Genomic DNA, 26724 nt, shown 5'->3' with positions numbered 1-26724 from the left:
CGGCGACCACTGACAACCGGCCCTACCAGCTGGTCTTGCGGTAGAGCTCCCACATCTGCATGACCGTCTGCGGGTCGAGTGCGCGCTCCCCGCCGGCGATGTCCTCCTGCGCGGCGATGTACAGCTTGCCCTGCCACAGCGGGAGCAGCCGGACGTCTTCGACGAGGATCTCCTGCGCCCGCTTGAACTCCTCGCTCACGGCTCCGCGGTCGCTCTCCCGGCGTGACTTCGGCAGCAGCTGCGAGGTGATCTCGGGCACCTCGTACGGCGTACCGACCGCGTTCTCCGGGCCGACGAACGGGGCGATGAAGTTGTCCGGGTCCGGGAAGTCCGGGAACCAGCCGCGGCCGAACACCGGGTACTCGCCATCGTTGTAGCCGGCCTGGAAGTCCTTCCAGGGGCGGCTCTGCAGGGTGATCTTGAACAGTCCGCTGGCCTCGAGCTGGCGCTTGAGCTCGGCGAACTCCGCCGCGGTGGAGGATCCGTACCGGTCCGTGGTGAACCACAGGGTGAGCTCCACGGGCTCGGTGATGTCCGCGTCCCGCAGGGTCTTCTTCGCCTTGGCGACGTCCGGCTCGCCGAAGGTGTCGAAGAACGGCGTGGTGTGTCCCGCGACGCCCTTGGGGACCATCGAGTACAACGGTTCGGCCGTGCCCTGGTAGACCTTCGAGATCAGCGCGTTCCGGTCGACGACCTGGGCGACGGCCTTGCGGACGGCCGGGTTCTTGGCGGCGGGGTCCTTGGGGTTGAAGACCAGGAAACGGATCTCGGCACCGACCGTCTCGATCAGCTGGATGCCGCTGTCCTTGGACTGCGGCCCCTGCATTTCCTCGATTGCCTCCGCCGTGAGTCCGCGGTACGTGGCGTCGATCTCCTTCTTCTTCAGCGCCGAGGTCATGCCCTCGGAATCCTTGAAGTAGCGGATCGTGACGGCGTCGTTCTTCCGCTCGGCGAAGCCCTCGTACGCAGGGTTCTTCACCAGCTCGGCCTTGGCGCCCTCCTCGTACGACTCCATAACGTACGGGCCGGACCCGGTGATCTTCCCGTCCTCGCGGAGCTTGTCCGCCGGATAGTCCTTGGGACTGACGAGGGAGGCACCTGGCGTGGCGAGGACGAAGGGGAAGGTCGCGTCCGGCGTCTTCAGATGGAAGACGACGGTCAGCTCCCCGCTTGTCTCCACCCGCTCCAGGCTGCTCAGGAGGGCCTTCGGGCCGCTCTTCGAGTCGATCTTTGTGATCCGGTCGATGGAGTGCTTGACCGCTGCGGCGTCGAGCGGTTCTCCGTTGGAGAACTTCAGGCCCTCCCGCAGATCGCATCGGTAGGACTCGTTGGCCGCGTCGGTGAACTTGCAGCTCTTGGCGGCGTCCGGCTGCGGCTTGGTGCTTCCGGTCGGGAAACTCAGCAGAGTCTGGTAGATATTCCGGTACAACTCCCATGAATCGTCCCACGCCGCGGCAGGGTCGAGCGTGCTGGGCGCACTGGTCGTACCGACGGTGATCTTCTGCTCGGTTTCACTGCCGCTGTCGGACAGCAGGCCGCACCCGGTGAGCAGGGATATGGACGCAAGGGCCGCAGCAGTCTGCAGGCGTCTGGTCCGGTTGAACACGTGCACGCTCCTCGATCAGCCATGGGTCGGCCGACCATACCGCAGTGCCCCGCCGGAACAACGGGCAGGATTGGCGGGGCACTTGCCACAATACGTACCTAAACCGGTCAGCCGACGCCAGCGTTCAGGAAGATGCCACCATCCACGACCAGCGTCTGTCCAGTAATCCAGTCGGACTGGTCCGACGTGAGGAACGCGGCCGCGCCCCCGATGTCCTGCGGGACGCCCAGCCGGCCCAGCGGATAGGCGGCCGCCGCCTCCGCCTCCCGGCCCTCGTACAGCGCCTCGGCGAACTTGGTCTTCACCACGGCGGGGGCGATCGCGTTGACCCGCACCAGGGGCGCCATCTCGTGGGCCAGCTGGAGGGTCAGGTTGACCATCGCCGCCTTGCTCATGCCGTACGCGCCGATGAACGGCGACGCGGAGATACCGGCGACGGAGGCGATATTGACGATCGCGCCGCCGTGCTCCTTCTGCCAGGCCTTGAAGGTCTGCTGCGCGAACCCGAGCGCCGAGATCACGTTGGTCTCGTAGACCTTGCGCGCCACGTCCAGGTCGAGCTCGGCGATCGGTCCGAAGACCGGATTCGTCCCGGCGTTGTTCACCAGGAAGTCGACCCGCCCGAACGCCTCCATGGTGCGTTCCACCGCGATGGCCTGGTGCGCCACGTCATGCGCCTTGCCGGCCACGCCGATGACCCGGTCGGCGCCCAGCTGCTCGACGGCCTCCTTCAGCGCGTCCTCGTTACGCCCGGTGATGCAGACCCGGTCGCCGCGGGCGACCAGCGCCTCGGCGATGCCGTACCCGATACCGCGGCTGGCGCCCGTGACGAGCGCGACCTTGCCGCTGTCCGGCGCAGGGGTCTGTGCCTGTGTTTGTGCCTGTTCAGTCATGATGATGTCCCCAATCCCTTGCTGCGCGTCAGTTGAGGGGGCCGCCGGCCACGTACAGGACCTGGCCGGAGACGAAGCCGGCCTCCTCGCCGGTGAAGAACGCGATCGCGTTGGCGATGTCCTCCGGCCTGCCGACCCGCTGGACGGGGATCTGGGTGGCGGCGGCGGCCTGGAAGTCCTCGAATCCCATCCCGACGCGCTCGGCGGTCTGGGCCGTCATCTCGGTGACGATGAAGCCGGGGGCCACGGCATTGGCGGTGATGCCGAACTTGCCCAGCTCCTTGGCGAGGGTCTTGGTGAAGCCCTGGAGCCCGGCCTTGGCTGCGGCGTAGTTCGCCTGTCCCCGGTTGCCGAGGGCCGAGCTGCTGGACAGGTTGACGACCCGGCCGAAGTTCGCCTCCACCATGTGCTTCTGGCAGGCGCGCGACATCAGGAACGCGCCCCGCAGGTGCACGTTCATCACGGTGTCCCAGTCGGAGTCGCTCATCTTGAAGAGCAGGTTGTCGCGGAGCACGCCCGCGTTGTTCACGAGGACGGTGGGAGCCCCGAGCTCGGCGGCGACCCGCGCGACGGCGGCCTCCACCTGGGCACTGTCGGAGACGTCGCAGCCGACGGCGATGGCCTTGCCGCCCGCCGCGGTGATCTTCTCGACGGTGTCCTTGCAGGCCGCCTCGTCGAGGTCGAGTACGGCCACGGCGCGGCCCTCGGCGGCCAGCCGTACGGCGGTGGCGGCGCCAATGCCGCGCGCGGCCCCGGTCACGATCGCGACGCGCTGCTCGGTGGTGGACATGCTGGTTCTCCTCGCCCTTGGGTGCGGCTCCCGCCGATGCGCTCCGCTGCGCGGCCGATCGGTGAGCAACCGCTTAGTCGCTTCAGCAGACGAGACGCTAGAAGCCCTGGCACTCGGTGTCAACGGCCCACGGCTCCTGTGACACTCCCGGGTACGTCTCAGCGCACCAGCAGGTCGAGCAGCCGCTCGACCTCGGCCTCCGGGTCGGCGGTCAGCCCGGTGTGCACCGGGCCCGGCTGGACGACCGTACTGCGCGGCGCGATCAGCCAGCGGAACCGCCGCCCCGCGTCGTCGGCCGCCGCCTGGCCGGCCTCCGGCCCGCCGCAGCAGACACCCTCGACGGCGCGCAGGGCGGCCCGTACACCCGCTACGTCCGCCTGCGGGTCCAGCGCCCGGAGTTTCGCCTCGTCCAGGTAGGTGCGGGCGGCGACGAACGACTTCGCCCGGCAGTAGACCAGTACGCCCGCGTTGAACTGCTCGCCGCGCTCGACGCGGGGTACCACGCGCAGCAGCGCGTACTCGAAAACGTCCCGCTCGCTCACTCGCCGCTGCCGCCGTCCGTGTCGTCGTCCTTCTTCTTGTGCGGCCATGGCGTCCGGTGCTCGGTCAGCCAGCCCGGGGCCTGCGACGGCTTGTCCTTCCGCGGCGCACCCAGCGTGATCCGGGTGTGGATCGTCGCCGCGCGCGGCAGCAGCGCCTCGACATAGGCGCGGCGCAGCGCGTCGGTGCTCTCGAAGCCCGGCTCGTCGACCAGCCATTCGTCCGGCACCTCGGCCGCGATCCCGGTCAGCAGCTCCTCGGTCACCCGCGGCGCGAGCTCGGCGGCGGCCGCGGCGACATCGGGGCCGACGGGAGCGAGGACATGGTCGGAGGCGTTGTACGGCTTCGCCGCGGCCGCCTGCGCGGTGGGCCAGTTGTGGTGCCAGATCATGGTCGCGCCGTGGTCGATCAGCCACACCGCCCCGTGCCAGACCAGCATGTTGGGGTTGCGCCAGGAGCGGTCGACATTGTTGATCAGCGCGTCGAACCAGACCACGCGGCCCGCCTCCAGCGGGTCCACCTCATAAGCCAGCGGATCGAAGCCGATCGAGCCGGGCAGATAGTCCATCCCGAGGTTCAGGCCGCCGCTGGCCTTGAGCAGTTCCTGCACCTCCTGGTCGGGCTCGCCGAGCCCGATGACCGGATCGAGCTGCATCTGTACCAGCTCGGGCACGCGCAGGCCGAGCCGCTGGGCGAGCCGGCCGCAGATGACCTCGGCGACGAGGGTCTTGCGTCCCTGCCCGGCCCCGGTGAACTTCATGACGTACGTACCGAGATCGTCGGCCTCGACGATGCCGGGAAGCGAGCCGCCCTCACGCAACGGCGTTACGTAGCGGGTCGCGGTGACCTCTGTAAGCATTTCCCCAGGCTATACGGCCCGACCCCCCTGGGCCCTGACGCATCCTCAGCCGATCACACCCCAGAGAAGTTGCCAACGCCGCGCTGAACCATCGCCGGCTTTGCGGCCGGGCCTTCACAGCCGACGAACCAGCATGGCAACGAAAAGCGTACGGCTCTTGACGTCCGGGGACACAAACGGAACTCTGTTCCCTCATAAGAAACAGTTGCGTATTGCGCATCGTCCACAGCGGTGCCGCGGGAACCAGACACATCCCCCACACCCTCGCTCGGGAAGGCTTTGGATGAGTACCGCACCAACGAGCAAAGCAGGATCGGCCCCAAGTCGGCTCGACCCGTCAGTTCTCTATGTATCCGTGACCCTCTCCGCTCTGTTCGTCGCGTGGGGAGTGTTCTTCACCGACAATCTCACAGCAGTGGCCGAGGCGACGTTGGCCTGGGTCATCGACTCCTTCGGCTGGCTGTTCGTGCTGACCAGCGCGGGCTTCGTCCTGCTCTCGGCCGTGCTGGCGTTCAGCCGTTTCGGCAACATCCGGCTCGGCAAGGACAGCGATCGCCCGGAATTCAGCACCGCGTCCTGGATCGCAATGATGTTCAGCGCGGGCATGGGTATCGGCCTGATGTTCTACGGAGCCAGCGAGCCCATCATGCACGCGTCCAGTCCGCCGCCGGGAACGGTGGAAGCCGGCACCCAGGACGCCGCACGGGTCGCACTGGAGTACTCCTACTTCCACTGGGCAATCCACCCGTGGGCGATGTACGCCGTCGCCGGTCTGGCGCTGGCCTACTTCGGCTTCCGCAAGGGCGGCAACGGCCTGATCAGCTCCGCCTTCCGCCCCCTCCTGGGCAACCGAGTGGACGGACCGGCCGGGAAAGCCATCGACATCCTGGCGATCTTCGCCACCCTCTTCGGATCTGCCGTGTCCCTCGGGCTCGGCGCACTGCAGATCAACAGCGGTCTCAACGAGGTGTGGGGCGTCGACAACTCCACCGAACTCGCCGTGGTGCTGATAGCGGTGCTCACGGTGCTGTTCGTGATCTCCGCCGTCTCCGGTGTCCACCGAGGCATCCAGTGGCTGAGCAACACCAACATGGTCCTGGCCGCACTGCTGGCGCTGTTCGTCTTCATCGTGGGCCCCACGGTGTTCATCCTGAACAGCCAGACCGAGGCACTGGGCGGCTATCTGGCTTCCCTGCCGGAGATGAGCTTCAAGTCCGGTGCGTTCGGCGGCAGCGAATGGCTTTCCGCGTGGACGATCTTCTACTGGGCCTGGTGGATCTCCTGGACCCCGTTCGTGGGCACCTTCATCGCGAGGATCTCCCGCGGCCGCACCGTCCGGCAGTTCGTCATCGGGGTGATCCTCGCCCCCAGCGTGGTCAGCGTCGTGTGGTTCGCCATCCTCGGCGGCACTGCCCTCAAGCAGGAGCTGGACGGCGCCAAGCTCTCCCAGGCGGTGGCCGAAGGGGAGGAAGTCGGCCTGTTCGCCACTCTGCAGAACCTGCCCTGGTTCACGCTCAGCGCGGTTCTCGTGATCATTCTGGTCGGGCTGTTCTTCGTCAGCGGCGCCGACGCCGCTTCCGTGGTCCTGGGCATCCTCTCCAGTCGCGGCAGTATGACCCCCAGCCGCCCGGTGGTGATCATGTGGGGCGCGCTGACCGGCCTCGTGGCGGCGGTCCTGCTGCTGGCCGGAGGCCTGAATGCGGTCAAACAAGTAGCCATCATCGCCGCCTTCCCGTTCCTGTTCGTCATGATCGGCCTCTGCGTATCGCTGGTGAAGGCCCTACGGGAGGACCCGGCCGTCCGGAAGACGGCCCAGGTGGCATCCGGTGACCGTCTCGGCCTCACCGACGGCCAGGTGCGACCGGAGCCCGCCCACGGCCCCGGCACGGAGACCACAGCAGTCGGTCCGGGCAACGTTCCCTAGACCGACGGCTGTGTCTTCGACCACGAGCGGAGTCCGGCTGGAGGAGTTGTCGTTCCCGTCGTCGCGGACGTGGCGGTGATGTCGGTCGACGTGAACGATGAGGCGATACGGATCGAGGCCCGGAGCACGGCGGCCGGCCGGGGCCGTCTGCCCGGGCCGCGGTAGCTCTCGGCTACGGGCGAATCGTGACCCTCTGACGCCGGATCAAGTCTGATCGACGAGGGTTCATGTCCCAGCGGCCCTGGCCGCGGCCCGCAGGGCTATGCGCTGCTCGCCCGCGTACACGTTCATGGAGCTGCCGCGCAGCAAGCCCACCAGTGTCAACCCGCTCTCCCTCGCCAGGTCCACCGCGAGCGAGGACGGCGCCGAGACAGCCGCCAGCACCGGGATGCCGGCCGTAACGGCCTTCTGCGCCAGCTCGAAGGACGCACGGCCGGAGACCAGCAGGATGCTCCGGGACAGCGGCAGCTCGCCGGACTGCAGCGCGCGGCCGATCGGTTGTCGACGGCGTTGTGCCGGCCCACGTCCTCCCGCAGGTCCAGCAGTTCGCCCTCGGCCGAGAACAGCCCGGCGGCGTGCAGGCCACCGGTCCGGTCGAACACCCGCTGCGCGGCCCGCAGCCGGCCGGGGAGAGCGGCCAGCAGCTCGGTGTCGACCCTGACCGGTGGAGCATCGGCGATCGGCCGGCGGGCGATGGTCCGTACGGCGTCCAGGCTGGCCTTCCCGCACGGCCCGCACGAGGACGTGGTGTACACATTGCGCTCAAGCGTGATGTCCGGCACCGGCACACCGGGCGCCAGCTGCACGTCCACGACGTTGTACGTGTTGGTGTCGTTCGCGGTGACGCCCGCGCAGTACACAATTTTCGCCACCTCCTCGGCCGCGCCGAGCACGCCCTCGCTCACCAGGAATCCCGCGGCGAGGGCGAAATCGTCACCGGGCGTGCGCATCGTGATCGCCGGCGGCTTGCCGTTCAGCCGGAACTCCAGCGGCTCCTCCGCGACCAGGGTGTCCGGGCGGGTGCTCACCGCACCGTCCCGGATCCGCAGCACGCGCCGTCGCTCGGTGACCCGTCCCACATGGTCTTGATGACCTTGTCGAGGGAGACGTGGTGGCGTCCGTCGCCGCGCTGGGCCATCCGGGCGGCCGTGATGGCCTTGACCGCGGCCATGCCGTTGCGTTCGATGCACGGGATCTGCACCAGGCCGCCGACCGGGTCGCAGGTCAGCCCCAGGTTGCTGGACGGGCCGATGCCGATGGAGAGGAGGTCGAAGACGCTGAGGGCCACGCCGGGATCTCCTTGGAGCGGGGTGGGGACGGGATGTGTGCGTGACGGGACGGGTTGGGGCAGGGTGCGTTCTGCGCCGCCGGCCCCCGAAACGGGAGCCGGCGCCGGCCCAACGCAGTGGTTGACCCCAGTGGTTCACACCTGCCCGTACAGCGGGTGCTTGGCGGCGAGGGCCGTGACGCGGGCCTTGAGGGAGGTGCTGTCGTATGACGGCTTGAGCGCCTCGGCGATGATGTCGGCGACCTCGGTGAAGTCCTCGGTGCCGAATCCGCGGGTGGCCAGGGCCGGCGTGCCGATCCGCAGGCCGGAGGTGACCATCGGCGGCCGGGGGTCGTTCGGGATGGCGTTGCGGTTGACCGTGATGCCCAGCTCGTGCAGCCGGTCCTCGGCCTGCTGGCCGTCCAGCTCGGAGTTGCGCAGGTCGACCAGTACCAGGTGGACGTCCGTGCCGCCGGTCAGGACGGAGACGCCGTGCTCGGTGACGTCGGGCTGCACCAGGCGCTCGGCGAGGATCCGGGCGCCGTCCAGGGTGCGCTGCTGGCGCTCCTTGAACTCGTCGGACGCGGCGACCTTGAAGGAGACCGCCTTGGCCGCGATGACGTGCTCCAGGGGGCCGCCCTGCTGGCCGGGGAAGACCGCGGAGTTGATCTTCTTGGCCAGTTCCTGGGTGGAGAGGATCACGCCGCCGCGCGGGCCGCCGAGGGTCTTGTGGGTGGTGGTGGTGACCACGTGGGCGTGCGGTACCGGGTTGGGGTGCAGGCCCGCGGCCACCAGGCCGGCGAAGTGGGCCATGTCCACCATCAGGTAGGCGCCGACCTCGTCGGCGATCCGGCGGAAGGCGGCGAAGTCCAGCCGGCGCGGGTAGGCGGACCAGCCGGCGACGATCAGCTTCGGCCGGGACTCCTTGGCCAGCCGTTCGACCTCGGCCATGTCGACCTGTCCGGTGGTCTCCTCGACGTGGTAGGCGACCACGTTGTAGAGCTTGCCGGAGAAGTTGATCTTCATGCCGTGGGTCAGGTGCCCGCCGTGGGCCAGGTTCAGACCCATGATCGTGTCGCCCGGCTTGAGCAGCGCGAACATCGCCGCCGCGTTGGCCTGGGCGCCCGAGTGGGGCTGGACATTGGCGTGCTCGGCGCCGAACAGCGCCTTGATGCGGTCGATCGCGATCTGCTCGACCACGTCGACGTGCTCGCAGCCGCCGTAGTAGCGGCGGCCGGGGTAGCCCTCGGCGTACTTGTTCGTCAGAACGGAGCCCTGGGCCTCCATGACCGCGACCGGAGCGAAGTTCTCCGAAGCGATCATCTCGAGGGTGGACTGCTGACGGTGGAGCTCGGCATCGACCGCGGCGGCGATCTCGGGATCGAGAGTGTGCAGGGACTGGTGAAGAACGGTCACAGGTGGCCTCCTGGTGTGTGGGCGCAGTGCGCGGCGTTGACCTCGACGGCCGGCCACTCGTGATCCCAGGTGTCACGCAGGTGCTGCGGAACGGTCATCGCGGTCTCCCATGGGCCCGGAGCGAGATGTGGGGCGGCGCTCACGAGGCGGTGGCCGCCGCGACGGGGGTGAGTGTGCGGCGGAGCCGGTTGAAGAGCTTCGGCTGATTCATGGCGAGCACGGCGACAGGGTCGCCGTCGCGCCGGTAGACAGCGGCGAAGGAGCGGCTGTCGAGGTCGCCCTCGACAAGCTCGGGCCGGTCGCCGGGGCCGACGTGCCCGGCGAGTTGGATACGTACCCGGTACTGGTCGGACCAGAAGTACGGCGCAGCGGCCGGGGCAGGACCCGGCGCACCGGACAGCAGGGTGCGGGCCGCGGTCTTCGCCTGCTCGGTGGCACTGGTCCAGTGCTCGATACGGGCATGCCGGCCGGTGAACGGGTTGGGGCAACGGGCGACGTCACCGACGGCCACCACGCCAGGAACACTGGAGGCGCATCCCGCGTCGCACACCACCCCGTCCTCCACGGACACGCCCGAACCGGCGAGCCAGTCGGTGGCGGGCCGCACGCCCACCCCGACGAGTACGACATCGGCGGGCAGCACGCGCCCGTCCGCCAGCCGCACCCCGGTGACCCGGCCGTTCCCGGTGAATCCGGCCACGCTGGTTCCGCACAACAGGCGAACCCCGTGGTCGGTGTGGAGCGCGGAACACACCAGTCCCATCTCGCGGCCCAGCGCGCGTTCGAGCGGTACCTCGAGCGCCTCGACGACGGTGACCTGCAGGCCGAGCCGGTGAGCGGTGGAGGCCACCTCGGCGCCGATGAAGCCGGCGCCGATGACGACGACGCGGGGCAGGCCGTTCAGCAGGTCCGCACGCAGGGCCTGGGCGTCGTCCAGGGTGCGCAGGGTGTGGATGCCGGCCAGCCCGTCCGTGCCGGGAATCGTCCGGGCACTGGCGCCGGTCGCCACGACCACCGCGTCGGTGCGCAGCTCCCGGCCGCCGGCCAGGGTTACGGTCCGGGCCGCGGAGTCGAGGCGGACCGCGCGTTCACCGAGCAGCCACTGCACCGCCAGATCCTCGTACTCGTCCACGTCGCCGAGCGAAAGCGCGTCGGCGTCGACGTCGCCCTTGAGGAAGTCCTTGGACAACGGCGGGCGGTCGTAGGGCTCGTGGCGTTCTTCCCCTACGACGGTGATGGCGCCGTCATAGCCCTCTGCGCGAAGCGCCCGGACCGTACTCAGGCCCGCCAGCGAGGCTCCGACGACAGTGATCGTCCTCATGCCGGCTCCCCCACGGTGACGTGGAGCATGATGTGGCCGTTGTCCACCGTGACTTGGTGGGTACGCACCGGGTCCTTGGCCGGCAGGCAGGCCGGGCGGCCCGTGCGCAGGTCGAAGGAGGCCGCGTGCAGCGGGCACTCCACGAAGCAGCCCTCCAGCCACCCGTCCGCCAGCGAAGCGTCCTGGTGGGTGCAGGTGTCGTCGATGGCGTACACCATGCCGTCCGCGTTGAAGAGTGCGACGGGGGCGGGGACGCCGTCGGTGACACGGATGGACTCTCCGGGTGGCAGGTCTTCGATCCGGCACACCGTGATCATGGGGTACCTCCAGGTTGCGGGTGCCCGACAGGGTGGGAGCCGTCGGCCGGGCAGCAAGGCCCGTAGGGGCATCGCGACGGTGACGGAAGCGAACCATGTAGCTGTATCTAAATACGCAACTGGATTCGTTATGCGCAACATGCTTCTCCGCCTCGGAAAGGTTGTCAAGAGGGATCTCGGCAAGCAGCCCATCCGTGCACAATGTTGCGCCATGAGCAACAGCATGCGAACACGGCACTGGTCTTGACAGGGAAGCGACGCCAAGATTTTCTGTTGCATATAGCGAGATGCTTGCCTCAATACGCAACACACACCGCGGAGCGCCATCAATGACCCGCAAGGCACCTGCCGAGGATCCCGACGACGCCCGTCTGCGGGTAGGCCCGCCGAAGGACTACGCCGCCGGGATCCCGGCTGTCACCTCCTCGCTCCGCCACGCCCACGCGCAGATGGGCACCCGCCGCAGCCTGCTCACCCTGCTCCAGGTCAACCAGGAGAAGGGCTTCGACTGCCCCGGCTGCGCCTGGCCGGAGCCGGAGCACAGGCACCGCGCCGAGTTCTGCGAGAACGGGGCGAAGGCGGTGGCCGAGGAGGCCACCCTGCGCCGGGTCACTCCGGAGTTCTTCGCCACGCACACCCTCGAGGAGCTCGCCTGCCGCAGCGACTACTGGCTCGGGCAGCAAGGGCGCCTGACCCACCCGATGTACCGGCCGGCGGGCAGCGACCGCTACCGCGAGATCTCCTGGGAGGACGCGTTCGCCGTGGTCGCCCGGGAACTGGCCGCGCTCGACTCCCCCGACCAGGCGGCGTTCTACACCTCCGGCCGGGCGAGCAACGAAGCCGCCTTCGTCTACCAGCTCTTCGTCCGGATGTTCGGCACCAACAACCTGCCGGACTGCTCCAACATGTGCCACGAGTCCAGCGGCTCGGCCCTGGTGGAGACCATCGGGATCGGCAAAGGCAGCGTCCACCTGGACGACCTCCACCAGGCCGATCTGATCCTCGTCGTCGGGCAGAACCCCGGCACCAACCACCCCCGGATGCTCTCGGCGCTGGAGCAGGCCAAGAAGCGCGGCGGCCGCATCATCGCGGTCAACCCGCTGCCCGAAGCCGGACTACTGCGGTTCAAGAACCCCCAGCGGCCCTCGGGTGTCCTCAGCGGCGGCACCCAACTCGCCGACCTGTTCCTGCAGATCAGGCTGGGCGGTGACCAGGCGCTGTTCCAGGCGTTCAACCTGCTGCTGCTGGAGGCCGAGGACGACGCCCCCGGCACCGTCCTCGACGCCTCCTTCATCGCCCGCAACACCCACGGGTTCCAGGAGTTCGCCCAGCAGGCCCGCAAGGTCTCCTGGGACGACATCCTGGAGGCCACCGGGCTGCCCGAGGAGCAGATCCGGTCCGCGTTCCGCGAGGTGCTCGCCGCCGAGAAGATCGTCGTCTGCTGGGCGATGGGCCTGACCCAGCACCGCCACTCGGTGCCCACCATCCGCGAGGTCGTCAACTTCCTGCTGCTGGGCGGCAGCATCGGCCGCCCGGGCGCCGGGGTGTGCCCGGTGCGCGGGCACTCGAACGTGCAGGGTGACCGGACCATGGGCATCTACGAGAAGCCGGACGACGACTTCCTCGATGCGCTCGGCACCGAGTTCGGCTTCGCGCCGCCGCGCCACCACGGCAACGATGCGGTCGACACCATTCGCGCCATGCGCGACGAGCGGATACGGGTCTTCGTCGCACTGGGCGGCAACTTCGTTTCCGCCGCCCCCGACACCGAGCTGACCGAGCGAGCGCTGCGCAGCTGCCGGCTCACCGTGCAGATCTCCACCAAGCTCAACCGGTCGCACGCCATCGCCGGCGAGCAGGCACTCATCCTGCCCTGCCTGGGCCGCACCGAGGCCGACCTGCGCCCTACGGGACCCCAGCTGGTGACGGTGGAGGACTCCATGGGCATGGTGCACCTCTCGCGGGGGCGGCTCGCCCCCGCCTCCGGCCACCTGCTCGGCGAAGCCGCGATCATCTGCCGGATGGCTCGGGCCGCACTCGGGGACGCCGGGCACCAGGTGCCGTGGGAGGAATTCGAAGCCGACTACGACCGCATCCGCGATCGGATCGAGCGCGTGATCCCCGGCTTTGAGCAGTTCAACACACGAGTGCGCGGGCCGGGCGGCTTCGCGCTCCCGCACCCGCCCCGCGACGAGCGCCGCTTCACCACCGCGACCGGCCGGGCCAACTTCACCGTCAACCCGCTGGAGGTACTGCGCGTCCCGAAGCGCCGGCTGCTGCTGCAGACCCTCCGCTCCCACGACCAGTACAACACCACCATCTACGGCCTGGACGACCGCTACCGCGGCATCCAGCAAGGCCGCAGAGTGCTCTTCCTGCACCCGGACGACCTCGCGGAACGAGGACTCGCCGCGGGAGACCTGGTCGACATCGTCAGCGAGTACGAGGACGGGGTGGAGCGTAGGGCCCCGGGCTTCCGTACCGTTGCGTACCCCACGCCCCGCGGTTGCTGCGCCGCCTACTTCCCGGAGACCAACGTCCTGGTGCCCCTGGACTCCACGGCGGCGATCAGCAACACCCCCACCTCCAAGTCCGTCGTGGTCCGGCTGGAACCGAGTCCCTGACGCGCGAGAGCCCCGTCCGGCCGTGACGCACGACCTGACGGGGCCCCTTTTCCCTGCGTGTCATGCGCCCGGGTGTGGACGGACCCCTTGACAGTGGCCACCCAGCCAGCAAACTGTTGCCCATAGCGAATCGCTCTGCACAATGCGAAACAAGCGAGGAAGCGACGGGCCATCGACTCGGCCCCCGGCACAGCTCTGACGGCCCGTCGCCGGCACGGAACACTCGCCGAACAGTTTCAGCGGTTCGCCTTCGCCGGCCGTTCCAGCGGACCGGTCCGGCATCCGCGTCATTCAGACCAACTGGCCGAAGGTCGTGTTCGGTCAACCCCTCAGCGAGGAGCTCGACAGTGACACATGAGGTGCGCGCCGTTGTCGCCCTGAAGAAGGGCGCTCCGGTCTCGGTGGAGACCATCCTGGTGCCCGATCCCGGCCCGGGCGAGGTGCTGGTGCAGGTGCAGGCCTGCGGCGTCTGCCACACCGATCTGCACTACCGCGAGGGCGGGATCAACGACGAGTTCCCGTTCCTGCTCGGCCACGAGGCCGCCGGCGTGGTCGAGGCGGTCGGTGAGGGCGTCACCGAGGTCGCACCCGGCGACTTCGTCGTCCTCAACTGGCGGGCGGTGTGCGGCCAGTGCCGGTCCTGCAAGCGTGGCCGTCCCTGGTACTGCTTCAACACCCACAATGCCTCCCAGCCGATGACGCTGGCCGACGGCACCCCGCTCTCCCCGGCCCTGGGCATCGGCGCTTTCGCCGAGAAGACCCTGGTCGCCGCCGGCCAGTGCACCAAGGTGGCTTCGACCGCCTCGGCCGCCGCGGCGGGTCTGCTCGGCTGCGGCGTGATGGCCGGGTTCGGCGCCGCGGTCAACACCGGCGGCGTGGGCCGGGGCGACTCGATCGCGGTGATCGGCTGCGGCGGCGTGGGCATGGCCGCCATCGCCGGGGCGAAGGTGGCCGGCGCCGCCCAGATCATCGCCGTTGACGTCGACGAGCGGAAACTGGAGTGGGCCGAGAAGTTCGGCGCCACCGACACCGTCAACTCGTCCCAGACCGACGCGGTCGAGGCCATCCGCGCCCTCACCGGCGGCTTCGGCGCCGACGTCGTCGTGGACGCGGTGGGCCGTCCCGAGACCTACAAGCAGGCCTTCTACGCCCGCGATCTGGCCGGCACCGTCGTCCTGGTCGGCGTCCCCACCCCGGAGTTGACCGTTGACCTGCCCCTGCTGGACGTCTTCGGGCGTGGCGGAGCGCTGAAGTCCTCCTGGTACGGCGACTGCCTGCCCGCCCGTGACTTCCCCGCCCTGATCGACCTCTACCTGCAGGGCCGTTTCGACCTGGCCGGCTTCGTCAGCGAGAAAATCACCCTGGACGACGTGGAGCAGGCATTCGAGAAGATGCACCGCGGCGAGGTACTCCGCTCGGTGGTCCTCCTGTGACCGCCCGGATCGAGCACCTGGTCACCTCCGGATCCTTCCAGCTGGACGGCGGCAGCTGGGAGGTGGAGAACAACGTCTGGCTGGTCGGCGACGACGACGAGGTCCTGGTGATCGACGCCGCCCACGACGACGCGGCGATCGCCGCCGCCGTCGGGGACCGCCGGCTGGTCGCCATCGTCTGCACGCACGCCCACAACGACCACGTCAACGCAGCCCCGGCACTCGCCGCCCGCACCGGAGCGCCCGTACTGCTCCACCCGGCCGACACGGTGCTGTGGAAGGCAGTCCACCCCCGGCGGGAGCCCGACCGGGCGCTGAGCGACGGCGAGGTGCTCACCGTCGCCGGGGTCGAGCTGCACGTACTGCATACTCCCGGGCACTCTCCCGGCGCGGTCTGCCTGTACGCGCCGGAGCTGGGGGTCCTGTTCTCCGGCGACACCCTCTTCCAGGGCGGACCCGGCGCCACCGGCCGCTCGTACTCGGACTTCCCCACCATCATCCACTCGATCCGCGACCAGCTGCTGGATCTCCCCGCCGACACCACGGTGCACACCGGCCACGGCAGCGACACCTCGATCGGCACCGAGGCCCCCCAGCTCAACGCCTGGATCGCCCGGGGGCACTGAACTCCCGGCAGCCGCACACATCACAGACCACAGATCACAGCGACAAGGCGAGATGGAGGAAGCCCATGGCGGCACAGCCCAAGGTGGTCATCATCGGTGCCGGCATCGTCGGCTGCGCGCTCAGCGACGAACTGACCGAGCGCGGATGGACGGACGTCACCGTCCTCGAGCAGGGCCCGCTCTTCACCACCGGCGGTTCCAGCTCCCACGCACCCGGTCTGGTCTTCCAGACCAACGCGTCCAAGACCATGACCGAGTTCGCCGGCTACACGGTCGAGAAGTACAGCAAGCTGAGCCTGGACGGGCGGTGGTGCTTCCGTCAGGTCGGCGGCCTGGAGGTGGCCACCAGCCCCGAGCGCCTGGCGGAAATCAAGCGTCGGCACGGCTGGCTCACCTCCTGGGGGGTGGAGAGCCGGCTGCTGACGCCGGATGAGTCGGTCGCCCTGCACCCGCTGGTGGACCCGGAGCGGATCCTCGGCGGATTCCACATCCCGAGCGACGGCCTGGCCAACGCTCTGCGGGCGGGCGAGGCGCAGGCCCGGTCGGCGATGGCACGCGGGGCGCGGTTCCACGCCCACCACACGGTGACCGGGATCGAAACCACGGCGGGCCGGGTCAGCGCGGTGGTCACCGACCAGGGGACGTTCGCGGCCGACGTCGTCGTCTCCTGTGCCGGTTTCTGGGGACCGAGGATCGGGCGCATGGTCGGGCAGAGCGTGCCGCTGGTGCCGTTGGCCCACCAGTACGCGGAGACCACCGCGGTCCCGGTGCTCGCCGGACGCAATGACGAGCTCACCGAGGCGTCGCTGCCGATCCTGCGCAACCAGGACGCCAACCTGTACTACCGCGAGCTGGTCGACCGGATCGGCATCGGGTCCTACGCGCATCGGCCGATGCCTGTCCCGCTCGAGGACGTCGCCCACCCGTCCGACGCCGCGGTGATGCCCTCGATGCTGGACTTCACCGAGGCGGACTTCGAGGGCGCCTGGGCCGATACGGTCGCCCTGCTGCCGTCGCTGGCCGACGCCAAGGTCGAGGAGGGCTTCAACGGCGTCTTCTCCTTCACCCCCGACGGCATGCCTCTGATGGGCGAGTCGTCGCAGGTGCAGGGGTTCTGGCTGGCGGAAGCGGTGTGGGTCACCCATTCGGCCGGCGTGGCCAGGGCCATGGCCGAGTGGCTGGTCGAGGGCCGGCCCCGCACCGACGTCCACGAATGCGACATCAACCGCTTCGAGGAGATTCAGCTGGCCCCGTCCTATGTGCGCGAGCGCAGCTGCCAGAACTTCGTCGAGGTGTACGACATCCTGCACCCGCTGCAGCCGATGGAGGCGCCGCGCCTGCTGCGGGTCAGCCCCTTCCACAGCCGCCAGGCGGAGCTCGGCGCGGTGTTCCTGGAGGGCGCCGGCTGGGAACGGCCGCACTGGTACGAGGCCAACGCCGCTCTGCCCGAGGTGGCCGGGATCGCGGACCGCAACGCCTGGGCCGGCCGGTTCTGGTCGCCGGTCGCCGGCGCCGAGGCCCTGGTCACCCGCGAGCGCGTCGCCCTGTACGACATGACGCCGCTGAAGCGGCTGGAGGTCACCGGCCCGCATGCCCTGTCCTTCCTCCAGGCGCTGACCACCAATCAGCTGGACAAGCCGGTCGGCTCGGTGACCTACACCCTGCTGCTCGACGAGGCCGGCGGCATCCGAAGCGACCTGACCATCGCCCGCCTGGACACCGACCGGTTCCAGATCGGCGCCAACAGCAACCTCGACCTCGACTGGCTCACCCGGCACCTGCCGGACGAAGGCTCGGTCCAGGTGCGGGACATCACCGCCGGCACCTGCTGCCTGGGCGTGTGGGGTCCGCGCGCCCGTGACCTGGTGCAACCGCTCACCGACACCGACTTCTCCCACAAGGGCTTCGGCTACTTCAAGGCGAAGCAGGCCTGCATCGGCGATGTCCCGGTAACCGCGATGCGGCTGAGTTACGTGGGTGAGCTCGGCTGGGAGATCTACACCACGGCCGACCTGGGCGCCAAGCTGTGGGACACGCTGTGGGAGGCCGGGCAGGAGCTGGGGGTCATCGCCGCCGGGCGCAGCGCCTTCAACAGCCTGCGGCTGGAGAAGGGCTACCGGTCCTGGGGCACCGACATGACCACGGAGCACAACCCCTACGAGGCGGGCGTCGGCTTCTCCGTCCGCAAGAGCAAGGAGCAGTTCGTCGGTCTGTCCTCCCTGGCGGGCGTCAGCGACGAGACGGTCACCCGCCGGCTCACCTGCCTGGTGATCCAGGACCAGCAGGCCGTGGTGATGGGCAAGGAACCGGTGTACGCCGGCGGCCGGCCCGTGGGTTACGTGACCAGCGCCGCCTACGGCTACTCCGTCGGCGCTCCGATCGCCTACGCCTGGCTCCCCGCCGAACACTCCGCCCCCGGCACGCCGGTGGAAATCGAGTACTTCGGCGCCAAGGTGCCGGCCCTCACCGCTGCCGAGCCGCTCTTCGACCCGGAGATGTCCCGCATCCGGCGCTGACCGGGCCACCGCACTCCTCACATCACATCGCAACGCAACCCTCGTGAATTCATGAGCGACTGACTCAGGAGATGGACATGCCCCCTTCGTACGACGTGATCGTCGTCGGCCTGGGCGGAATGGGCAGCGCGGCCGCCTACCACCTCGCCGCCCGCGGGCAGCGGGTGCTCGGCCTGGAGCGCTTCGGCCCCGCTCACAACCTCGGCTCCAGCCACGGCGGTTCCCGTATCTACCGCCAGGCCTACTTCGAGGACCCCGCGTACGTACCGCTGCTGCTGCGCGCCCACGAGCTGTGGGACAAGCTGGGCGTCGACTCCGGCCGTGAGGTGTTCACCGAGACCGGCGCGCTGATGATCGGGCGTGAGCACAGCCTGGCGTTCTCCGGCACCCTGCGCAGCGCACAGCAGTGGGGGCTGGACCATGAGGTCCTCGACGCCGCCGGCATCCGGCGGCGCTTCCCCACCTTCAACCCGGCCGCCGAGGACGTCGCCTTCTACGAGCGCAAGGCCGGCCTGGCCCGGCCGGAGACGACCGTCTCGGCCCACCTGGACCTGGCCGGCGCTCTTGGCGCGGAGCTCCACTTCGAGGAGCCCGTCGTCGCCTGGGAGGCCGAGGACTCGGGCCGGGTCTGGGTCGCCACCGAGCGAGGCAGTTACACGGCAGACCGGCTGGTCATCGCCCCTGGGGCCTGGGCTCCGAAGCTCCTCTCCGGCCTTGGCGTGCCGGTCCGCATCGAGCGGCAGGTCATGTACTGGTTCCAGCCCGAAGGCGGAACCGGCCCGTTCACCTCCGACCGGCACCCCGTCTACATCTGGGAAGACCCGGACGGCACGCAGATCTACGGTTTCCCCGCCCTCGACGGCCCCGAGGGCGGCGCCAAGGTCGCCTTCTTCCGCAAGGGCGTGCCCAGCGATCCGGACGCCCTCGACCGCCGGATCCACCCCGAGGAGATCACGGCCATGCAGGGGTACCTGCGCCCGCGCATCCCCACCCTGCCCGGCCGCTACCTCAAGGCCGCGGCCTGCATGTACTCCAACACCCCGGACGAGCACTTCGTCCTCTCCCAGCACCCCGAGCACCCGCAGGTGACGGTGGCCTGCGGATTCTCCGGCCACGGGTTCAAGTTCGTCCCGGTGATCGGCGAGATTCTCGCCGACCTGGCCACCGAAGGCAGCACTGAGCATCCCATCGCCCTGTTCGACCCTCGCCGTGTGCGCGTCTGACGTCTTCTGAATCCAAGGTGACACGATGACCATGACAAACCTCCCCGTCAGCCTGATCTCCACGCTGCCCGGGGACCACTACACCGACCCCGGCATCTTCGCCCTCGAGCAGGAGCGCGTCTTCGAGGCCATGTGGTTCTGTGTGGCCCGCTCCCCCGAACTGGCCAAGCCGGGCCAGTTCCGCACCTACCAGGTGGGACGGGAGAGCGTGCTCGTCTCCCGCTCCCGGGACGGCTCCATCCGGGCGTTCCTGAACATCTGCCGGCACCGCGGCGCCAAGCTCTGCACCGAGGAGTCCGGCGAGGTCAAGCGCGCCTTCCAGTGCCCCTACCACGCCTGGACCTACGGTCTGGACGGCAAGCTCGTCGCCGCCCCCAACCTGACGTCGATGCCGGACATCGACCGGGTCGCCTACGGCCTGATCAACGTCCACGTCCGTGAGTGGCTGGGCTACGTGTGGGTGTGCCTCGCCGAGAACCCGCCGTCCTTCGAGGAGGACGTGATCGGTGCGGTCATCGAGCGGCTGGGCAGCGCCGAGGCGATCGAGAACTACCGGATCGACGACCTCCAGGTGGGCCGGCGGATCACCTACGACGTAAAGGCCAACTGGAAGCTCATCATCGAGAACTTCATGGAGTGCTACCACTGCGCCACCATCCACCCCGAACTCACCGAGGTGCTCCCCGAGTTCGCGGACGGCTACGCCGCGCAGTACTACGTCGGCCACGGCGCCGAGTTCGGCGAGGAGGTCAGGGGCTTCACCGTCGACGGCGGCGAGGGCCTGGACCGTATCCCCACCGTGTCCGAGGACCAGGACCGCCGGTACTACGCGATCACCGTCCAGCCGCAGGTCTTCATCAACCTGGTGCCGGACCACGTGATCTTCCACCGGATGTACCCCATGGCGGCCGACCGCACGGTGGTGGAATGCGACTGGCTGTACCTGCCGCACGTCGTGGACAGCGGCAAGGACGTGGACCGCTCGGTGGAGCTCTTCCACCGGGTGAACCAACAGGACTTCGACGCCTGTGAGCGCACCCAGCCGGCAATGAGCTCCCGCGCCTACGCCCACGGCGGGGTTCTCGTACCCAGCGAGCACCACATCGGCGGCTTCCACACCTGGCTGCAGGACAAGCTCGGCGCAACATCCGCCCACTGACCCGTCCCGCTCCGATACCCCCGTCCACCTGCCGCGCGGCCCCTCCGGCAGATGGACGGGGCCTGTCTGTGGGGGGACTGACCGGCCCGCAAGCGTGAGTCGAACGTTGCGTCGCCCCGGCCTACCGTGGTGAAGCGCGGAGCGTGACCAAGGAGGCATTCGATGTCATATGGGACGAGCCCGCTGCGCGGCAGGACTGCTGTCGTGACGGGAGCTGCCCGCGGCCTGGGTGAGGCCATGGCCAGGCAACTCGCCGATCGGGGCGCCAAAGTGGCACTGCTGGGCAAGGAGGAACAGACGCTGGCCCAGGTCCGGGACTCCCTTCCAGGCGAGTCGTGGTGCTGGGAGGTCGACATCACGGACGACGTCGGCATGGCCCGGGTCGCCGAGGAGGTCCGTGAGCGCCTCGGGGCCCCGTCCGTAGTGGTCGCCAATGCAGGGGTGGCAGAAGGCGGCCCGTTCGCGGAATCGGACCCGGAGACATGGCGGCGGGTGATTGAGGTGAACCTGATCGGCAGCGCCATCACCGCCCGGTCCTTCCTCCCCGCCCTGCTCGACACCCAGGGGTACTTCCTCCAGGTCGCCTCCCTGGCGTCCATCGCCGCGGCGCCCATGATGAGCGCCTACTGCGCTTCGAAGGCCGGAGTGGAGTCGTTCGCCCACTCGCTGTGCGCAGAACTGGCTCACCGGCACGTCGGGGTCGGCATCGCCTACATCAACTGGACCGACACCGACATGGTCCGCGACGCCGACGAGCATCCGGTCCTGCGGGAACTACGCGGTCACATGCCGCCGCCCGCCCGCAAGGTGTATCCGGCCGCGTACGTCGCTGGGCGGCTGGTCTCAGCGATCGAACGGCGGCGACCGGCCGTCTACACGCCCTCCTGGCTGCGCGCCGCCCAGTTCGTGCGCGCCGCCATGCCGCCCGTGGTCACGATGCTCTCGCGGCGGGAGCTCCCGCGGCTCGCTTCATCAGAGGCCTTCGAAGCCACTGGGCTTCTCGGAGCCGGTGGCCGGGCGGCCCTCAAGCACACCGGTTCGGCCGACCGCTGACCGGGTGAGAGCGCGGCACGCTGCATCCGAGGGCCTGGTGCGACAGGAAGTCGGTGCGTGGGCCGACGCCGACGTAAGCCGTACCCCGAGCTTCGGCTGCGGCCATGATCGGAACAGCAGGTGCACCAACGCGCGCGAGCGGTGGAGGAGCTGAACGTGGACACTGGTCGAACCTCGGACACAGGCGCACTGCACTGCTTGGTGACCGGTGCCTCCGGATACATCGGCGGGCGACTGGTGCCCGAACTGCTGAAAGCCGGCCACCGGGTGCGGTGCGTTGCCCGCACTCCGGGCAAGCTGCGCGACCACCCCTGGTCGGGCGACGTTGAGGTGATCAAGGGCGACGTCACCGAGGCCGACTCCATGGCCGACGCCATGCGCGGCATCGATATCGCCTACTACCTGGTGCACGCGCTCGGGAGCGGCTCGCGCTTCGAGGAGACGGACCGCCGCGCGGCCCGGGCCTTTGCCGAGCAGGCGCACGCCGCGGGCGTACGGCGGATCGTCTACCTCGGTGGACTCACACCGCAGGGCGTCCCGCAGCGGTCGCTGTCCCCGCATCTGCGCTCGCGTGCCGAGGTCGGTCAGATCTTCCTCGACGCGCCGGTGCCCGCCACCGTCCTGAGGGCTGCGGTCGTCATCGGCTCCGGGTCGGCGTCCTTCGAGATGCTGCGCTACCTGACCGAACGGCTGCCGGTCATGGTCACACCCAGCTGGGTGCACACCCAGGTCCAGCCCATCGGAGTGCGGGACGTGCTGAGGTATCTCGTCGGCTCGGCCACCATGCCGCCGGACGTCGATCGAGCCTTCGACATCGGCGGCCCGGACGTCCTCACCTATCGAGAGATGATGCGCCGGTACGCCGTCGTCTCCGGGCTGCGGCGACGGGTGATCGTGCCCGTGCCGGTACTCACGCCACGTCTGTCCAGCCACTGGGTCGGCCTCGTCACACCGGTGCCCGCGCCCCTCGCCCGGCCGTTGACAGAGTCGCTGCGCCACGAGGTTGTCTGCCAGGAGCATGAGATCGCCCGCTACGTGCCCGACTCCCCTGGCCAACCCCTGCCGTTCAACGAGGCCCTCGCCCTGGCGCTGCGGCGCGTGCGCCAGGCGCAGGTCGTCACGCGCTGGTCGTCGGCCGGCCTGCCTGGCGCGCCGAGCGATCCGCTGCCCACCGATCCCGGCTGGGCCGGCGGCAGCCTCTACGAGGACGAGCGGCAGCTGACGGTCGAGGCGTCTCGTGAGGCGCTGTGGAAGGTGATCGAGGGCATCGGCGGCGAGAACGGCTGGTACTCCTTCCCCCTCGCCTGGGCGGTGCGCGGCTGGCTGGACCGCTTTGTCGGCGGTGTGGGGCTGCGCCGTGGCCGTCGCGACGCCGAGCGTCTGCGGGTCGGTGATTCACTCGACTTCTGGCGGGTGGAAGAGATCGAGACCGGGCATCTGCTGCGGCTGCGGGCGGAGATGCGACTGCCGGGCCTCGCATGGCTGGAGATGTATGCCGAGCACGACGGCGAGGGCCGCACCCGCTACCGGCAGCGCGCTCTGTTTCACCCCCGCGGCCTCTTCGGTCACGCCTACTGGTGGAGCGTCTCGCCGTTCCACGCCGCGGTGTTCGGCGGCATGGCGCGCAACATCACCCAGGCCGCTGCCAAAGGGATGAGCGCCCCGGTAGCCAGGAGTGGCGCATGACCGTCGCCGTCGTCTTGTTCACCTCGGACCTGCGTGTGCATGACCATCCCCCGCTGCGGGCAGCGCTGCGCGCCGCCGACGAAGTGGTGCCGCTCTTCGTGCTCGACCCCGATGTCCACGCCGCAGGGTTCGACGCACCCAACCGGCGTGCGTTCCTGGCCGGCTGCCTTGCCGACCTCGACGCCTCGCTGCGACAACGCGGCGGCCGTCTCATGCTGCGCACAGGACCGGTGGCACGCGAGGTCGGATCGGTCACCGCGCAGTGCGGGGCACATGAGGTGCACATGGCGGCCGGCGTGACCCGGTTCGCGCACCGGCGTGAGGAGCTGCTGCGCAAGGAGTTGGCCTCAAGGGGTGTGCGGCTGGTCGTGCACGACGCCGTGGTGACGGCCGTCGCGCCCGGTGCCGTGCTGCCGGCGGGCTCCGACCACTTCGCGGTCTTCACGCCGTACTTCCGCCGCTGGTCCGAGGTACCTCTGCGGGTGCCGGAAACCGCCCCGCGCAAAGTACCGGTTCCGAACGACCTGCGCAGCGACCCGCTGCCTACCCGGGGCACCGGGCCGGGTGTCTCCCCCGGGGTTCCGGCAGGCGGCGAGAGCGAAGGGCGCCGACGCCTGACCATCTGGGGCCGCGGCGATCTCGCCGCCTACGAGGACCGGCACGACGATCTGGCCGGTGACGCAACCTCACGGCTGTCGCCCTATCTGCACTTCGGCGCGCTCTCCCCCGCCGAAGTCGTACACCGGGCGCGCGCACGCGGCGGCCCGGGGGCGGAGGCGTTCGTTCGACAGCTGTGCTGGCGCGACTTCCACTACCAGGTGATGGCCGCCCGGCCGGAGTCCTCGGTACGCGACTACCGCACACGCGACGACGACTGGCGCTCCGAGGAGGAGGCCGCAGAGGAGATCGCCGCGTGGAAGGAGGGCCGCACCGGCTACCCCGTGGTCGACGCGGCGATGCGCCAGCTCACCTACGAGGGGTGGATGCACAACCGGGCCCGGCTGCTGGTGGCGAGCTTCCTCACCAAGACCCTGTACGTCGACTGGCGCAGCGGCGCGCGCCACTTCCTGGACCTGCTGGTGGACGGGGACATCGTCAACAACCAGCTGAACTGGCAGTGGGTGGCCGGGACCGGCACGGACACGCGCCCCCACCGCGTGCTCAACCCGGTGATCCAGGGCAAGCGCTTCGACCCGCGGGGCGCGTACGTGCGCCGCTGGGTGCCGGAACTGCGGGATGTGGCCGCCACGAGGATCCATGAACCGTGGAGGTTGCCCGAGTCTGAACGGGCGGGGCTCGACTACCCGGAGCCACTGATCAGTCTTGCGGATGGCCTGGCCCGGTTCAGGCACGCCCGCGGCCGGGACTGAAGGAGGCGCACTTCATCACACGGCGCCACAGGCCATCATCCGTGCACGAACGGCTCCAGAGCGGTCAACGCTCCCGCAAGCCCCGAAGGATGAAGCAGGCCGGGGGCCGGCTGTCCGGTCCACCCAGGGCCCAGCGTCAGCACGACCGGGCGCCTGCGGGCTCCGCGCACTCCCCACTCCATCACAGCGACGTGCTGGGCCAGTGGCCGACTGGCGGTCGTACGGGACTGTGCCCAGAGGCCGACTGCCGCGGGCCCGGTCCTGCGGATCGACTCCACCAGCGCCTCGACCGGCAGGGCGGCTCCGAACATCCGAACCGGAAGACCACGTTCGGCGAGTGCAGCGGCGAGGACCTCCAGCGGCAGTGTGTGGTTCTCACCAGGCACACAGGCGAGCAGGGTCGTGCGGCCGGGCCCGGCGGTCGCGGCCGGTGGGGCGGACCGACGCAGAGCGCCGGTGACGTGCCACGAGAGGAAGTGTTCGACCTCGACGTACTTCTCGCCCGAGCTCTCCCATTTACGGCCGACGGCCTGGAGCGTGGGCATGATCACCTCATGCCAGGCGGCCACCAGACCGTAGTCGGCGATCACGGCATCCAGCAGTTGGTCGAGGGCGACGGCGTCCAGTCGAACGGCGGCCCGGGCCAACCCTCTGCACTCCTGGCGGGCGTCGCTCAGTTGCAGGCCGGTCCGGGCCCGACCGCGCGTGCCGCCTCGCCGCGGCGGAGGTGGAGTGGCCGGCTGGGGTGCGGCAAGGACGACACCGTCGTGCGGATCCTCACGGGCGAGTCTGGCCGCTTCTGCGGGCGGCATGCCTGTCGTGGTCAGCGCGCACATCCGCTCGAGTCTGGCGACGTCGGCGGCCTTCCAGCGGCGGTGCTTTCCACCGGTGTGCAGGTCCGGGCCGATTCCGTAGCGCCGGTCCCAGGAACGCACCGTGGTGGGAGCGACGCCGAGGCGTCTGGCTACCTCGCCGGTCGTGAGGCCGCCCCGCTGTCCGTGCCTGTGGTCGCCGGGAGGAGTCACATCTCCAGCATACGACGCATAAACGACGCATGTTGCTTGCGTCGTTTATGCGGTCCAAGACTGGACTGGGCAGGAGGAACGAGACGATGATGACGATCACGCGACCGGCCGAACAGTGGCATTCCCCCATCGAGAGCACGCAGCGCGAGGAGGATCTCGCTCGGGCCTTCCTCGCCGCGGACGAGGTCACTTTCGCCGCTGTCTACAAGCGCTGGAGCCCTCTCGTCCACACCATGGCGAGCCGCTGTCTCGGTGACGCCCAGGAGGCCGAAGACGTCACGCAGCAGGTCTTCCTCTCCGCCTGGCGCGGGCGAGCCGGTTTTCATCCGGAGCGCGGACCGCTGGGCGCCTGGCTCGTCGGCATCACGCGCCGGAAGATCGTCGATGCGCTCGCCGCCAGAACACGGCGCGTCCGGCTCGTCGAAGCGGCCGCCCGCACCGTCGCCACGTCGGCGCCACACGAGGCGGCCGACTCGGTCCCGGAGGCGGCAGTGGACCGCGTACTCCTCGTCGACGAGCTCCTACGCCTTCCGAGCCGACAGCGGGACGTGCTCTGCATGGCGTTCTACGAGGACCTGACACACGTCCAGATCGCCGATTGCACCGGCCTCCCGCTCGGCACGGTCAAGAGCCATGCCCGCCGCGGTTTGCACCGACTCCGCCTCAGGATCGAGCAGGGACGCGCGGCGGACCCAGGGCTATCGCCGAGCTGTCGCGGCAACGCCGCCGGAGACCTTTTCGGCCCCGATCCGCCCTATGCGTTCGGTGCCCCATTCTCCCAGGGAGGCCAGCGCAGCGTTGAGTGAGACGCCGTGCTCTGTCAAGGAGTACTCGACCTTCGGCGGCACCTCGCGGTACACCTCACGATGCACGAGCCCGTCTTCTTCCATCTCCCGCAGATGTTGGATCAGCATCTTCTCGCTGACACCCGGCAGACCGCGTCGGAGCTCGGCAAACCGGCGGGTTCCGTGGTGGGTCAGCTCCCAGAGGATGAGCGACTTCCACTTGCCGGCGACTACGTCCATCGCCGCGTCGATGCCACAGAAATAGGGACCACGTCGCGCTGAAGTTGCCAT

Annotated in this window: 21 protein-coding genes and 2 pseudogenes; 11 read left to right on the top strand and 12 right to left on the bottom strand. The window is 69.5% G+C overall.

Annotated elements, in window-relative coordinates:
• Nucleotides 1-22 precede the first annotated feature (22 nt).
• From ACWV17_RS11055 to ACWV17_RS11035, 5 genes are all read right to left on the bottom strand, one after another.
• The gene (locus ACWV17_RS11055; protein WP_455359502.1) at nucleotides 23-1606 is read right to left on the bottom strand and encodes an ABC transporter substrate-binding protein; all 1584 of its coding nucleotides are present in this window, start codon (nucleotides 1604-1606) and stop codon (nucleotides 23-25) included.
• A 107-nt stretch (nucleotides 1607-1713) separates the two neighbouring features.
• Nucleotides 1714-2499 carry an SDR family oxidoreductase gene (locus tag ACWV17_RS11050; RefSeq protein ID WP_455359501.1) on the bottom strand — a complete coding sequence of 262 codons (786 nt, stop codon included), beginning with the start codon at nucleotides 2497-2499 and terminating at the stop codon, nucleotides 1714-1716.
• Nucleotides 2500-2527: 28 nt separating this feature from the next.
• Complete coding sequence (fabG, locus tag ACWV17_RS11045; RefSeq protein WP_455351838.1) at nucleotides 2528-3289, bottom strand: 3-oxoacyl-ACP reductase FabG; 762 nt, start codon at nucleotides 3287-3289, stop codon at nucleotides 2528-2530.
• Nucleotides 3290-3447: 158 nt separating this feature from the next.
• Nucleotides 3448-3831 (bottom strand): DUF3037 domain-containing protein, encoded by a 384-nt coding sequence (locus ACWV17_RS11040; RefSeq protein WP_455351839.1) that lies wholly within the window; start codon nucleotides 3829-3831, stop codon nucleotides 3448-3450.
• Nucleotides 3828-4688 carry a HipA family kinase gene (locus tag ACWV17_RS11035; RefSeq protein ID WP_455359500.1) on the bottom strand — a complete coding sequence of 287 codons (861 nt, stop codon included), beginning with the start codon at nucleotides 4686-4688 and terminating at the stop codon, nucleotides 3828-3830. Before ACWV17_RS11035 ends, ACWV17_RS11040 begins: the two co-directional genes overlap by 4 nt.
• A 283-nt stretch (nucleotides 4689-4971) precedes the next feature.
• On the opposite strand from ACWV17_RS11035, the gene ACWV17_RS11030 reads away from it, so the two are divergent.
• Nucleotides 4972-6612, top strand: a complete 1641-nt coding sequence (locus tag ACWV17_RS11030; protein ID WP_455359499.1) for a BCCT family transporter — start codon at nucleotides 4972-4974, stop codon at nucleotides 6610-6612.
• Between the two features lie 225 nt (nucleotides 6613-6837).
• On the opposite strand, the pseudogene fdhD reads toward ACWV17_RS11030, so the two are convergent.
• From fdhD to ACWV17_RS11005, 5 genes and pseudogenes are all read right to left on the bottom strand, one after another.
• A pseudogene (gene fdhD, locus ACWV17_RS11025) lies at nucleotides 6838-7691 on the bottom strand (formate dehydrogenase accessory sulfurtransferase FdhD).
• Nucleotides 7685-7864, bottom strand: a pseudogene (locus tag ACWV17_RS11020) (L-serine ammonia-lyase, iron-sulfur-dependent, subunit alpha); the annotation flags it as partial. The pseudogenes fdhD and ACWV17_RS11020, both read right to left, overlap by 7 nt.
• Nucleotides 7865-8035: 171 nt before the next feature.
• Nucleotides 8036-9295, bottom strand: coding sequence for a serine hydroxymethyltransferase (gene glyA, locus ACWV17_RS11015; protein WP_455351842.1), 1260 nt, complete (start codon nucleotides 9293-9295; stop codon nucleotides 8036-8038).
• Between the two features lie 139 nt (nucleotides 9296-9434).
• Nucleotides 9435-10616, bottom strand: a complete 1182-nt coding sequence (locus tag ACWV17_RS11010; RefSeq protein WP_455359498.1) for an NAD(P)/FAD-dependent oxidoreductase — start codon at nucleotides 10614-10616, stop codon at nucleotides 9435-9437.
• Nucleotides 10613-10933, bottom strand: a complete 321-nt coding sequence (locus tag ACWV17_RS11005) for a bifunctional 3-phenylpropionate/cinnamic acid dioxygenase ferredoxin subunit (protein WP_455359497.1) — start codon at nucleotides 10931-10933, stop codon at nucleotides 10613-10615. Before ACWV17_RS11005 ends, ACWV17_RS11010 begins: the two co-directional genes overlap by 4 nt.
• Nucleotides 10934-11262: 329 nt before the next feature.
• Between ACWV17_RS11005 and ACWV17_RS11000 the strand changes: the two genes are divergently transcribed.
• From ACWV17_RS11000 to ACWV17_RS10960, 9 genes are all read left to right on the top strand, one after another.
• The gene (locus ACWV17_RS11000; protein ID WP_455359496.1) at nucleotides 11263-13557 is read left to right on the top strand and encodes an FdhF/YdeP family oxidoreductase; all 2295 of its coding nucleotides are present in this window, start codon (nucleotides 11263-11265) and stop codon (nucleotides 13555-13557) included.
• 347 nt (nucleotides 13558-13904) lie between these two features.
• A complete protein-coding gene (locus ACWV17_RS10995; protein ID WP_455359495.1) occupies nucleotides 13905-14990 on the top strand; it encodes an S-(hydroxymethyl)mycothiol dehydrogenase in 1086 nt (361 codons plus the stop codon).
• The gene (locus ACWV17_RS10990) at nucleotides 14987-15616 is read left to right on the top strand and encodes an MBL fold metallo-hydrolase (protein ID WP_455359494.1); all 630 of its coding nucleotides are present in this window, start codon (nucleotides 14987-14989) and stop codon (nucleotides 15614-15616) included. The genes ACWV17_RS10995 and ACWV17_RS10990 overlap by 4 nt, the downstream gene beginning before the upstream one ends.
• Nucleotides 15617-15681: 65 nt before the next feature.
• Nucleotides 15682-18132, top strand: a complete 2451-nt coding sequence (locus ACWV17_RS10985) for a GcvT family protein (protein ID WP_455359493.1) — start codon at nucleotides 15682-15684, stop codon at nucleotides 18130-18132.
• Nucleotides 18133-18209: 77 nt separating this feature from the next.
• On the top strand, nucleotides 18210-19355 hold the full coding sequence (gene solA, locus ACWV17_RS10980; protein ID WP_455359492.1) for an N-methyl-L-tryptophan oxidase: 1146 nt from the start codon (nucleotides 18210-18212) through the stop codon (nucleotides 19353-19355).
• A gap of 25 nt (nucleotides 19356-19380) precedes the next feature.
• Entirely contained in the window at nucleotides 19381-20514 is a 1134-nt protein-coding gene (locus tag ACWV17_RS10975) for an aromatic ring-hydroxylating oxygenase subunit alpha (RefSeq protein ID WP_455359491.1), read from the top strand.
• A gap of 162 nt (nucleotides 20515-20676) precedes the next feature.
• Nucleotides 20677-21567: an SDR family oxidoreductase gene (locus ACWV17_RS10970; RefSeq protein WP_455359490.1), complete on the top strand. Its 891-nt coding sequence runs from the start codon at nucleotides 20677-20679 to the stop codon at nucleotides 21565-21567.
• A gap of 150 nt (nucleotides 21568-21717) precedes the next feature.
• Nucleotides 21718-23253, top strand: a complete 1536-nt coding sequence (locus ACWV17_RS10965; protein WP_455359599.1) for an SDR family oxidoreductase — start codon at nucleotides 21718-21720, stop codon at nucleotides 23251-23253.
• A complete protein-coding gene (locus ACWV17_RS10960; protein ID WP_455359489.1) occupies nucleotides 23250-24623 on the top strand; it encodes a cryptochrome/photolyase family protein in 1374 nt (457 codons plus the stop codon). Before ACWV17_RS10965 ends, ACWV17_RS10960 begins: the two co-directional genes overlap by 4 nt.
• Nucleotides 24624-24658: 35 nt before the next feature.
• Here ACWV17_RS10960 and ACWV17_RS10955 read toward each other — a convergent pair whose 3' ends face one another.
• The gene (locus ACWV17_RS10955; protein WP_455359488.1) at nucleotides 24659-25648 is read right to left on the bottom strand and encodes a MerR family transcriptional regulator; all 990 of its coding nucleotides are present in this window, start codon (nucleotides 25646-25648) and stop codon (nucleotides 24659-24661) included.
• 86 nt (nucleotides 25649-25734) lie between these two features.
• On the opposite strand from ACWV17_RS10955, the gene ACWV17_RS10950 reads away from it, so the two are divergent.
• Nucleotides 25735-26454 carry an RNA polymerase sigma factor gene (locus tag ACWV17_RS10950; RefSeq protein WP_455359487.1) on the top strand — a complete coding sequence of 240 codons (720 nt, stop codon included), beginning with the start codon at nucleotides 25735-25737 and terminating at the stop codon, nucleotides 26452-26454.
• On the opposite strand, the gene ACWV17_RS10945 is transcribed toward ACWV17_RS10950, so the two are convergent.
• On the bottom strand, nucleotides 26347-26724 hold the full coding sequence (locus ACWV17_RS10945; protein ID WP_455359486.1) for a winged helix-turn-helix transcriptional regulator: 378 nt from the start codon (nucleotides 26722-26724) through the stop codon (nucleotides 26347-26349). The two genes, ACWV17_RS10950 and ACWV17_RS10945, sit on opposite strands and share 108 nt — an antisense overlap.

It is taken from the genome of Streptomyces mabaensis, from assembly GCF_053763515.1.
This window is presented reverse-complemented; position numbering and strand designations above follow the sequence as displayed.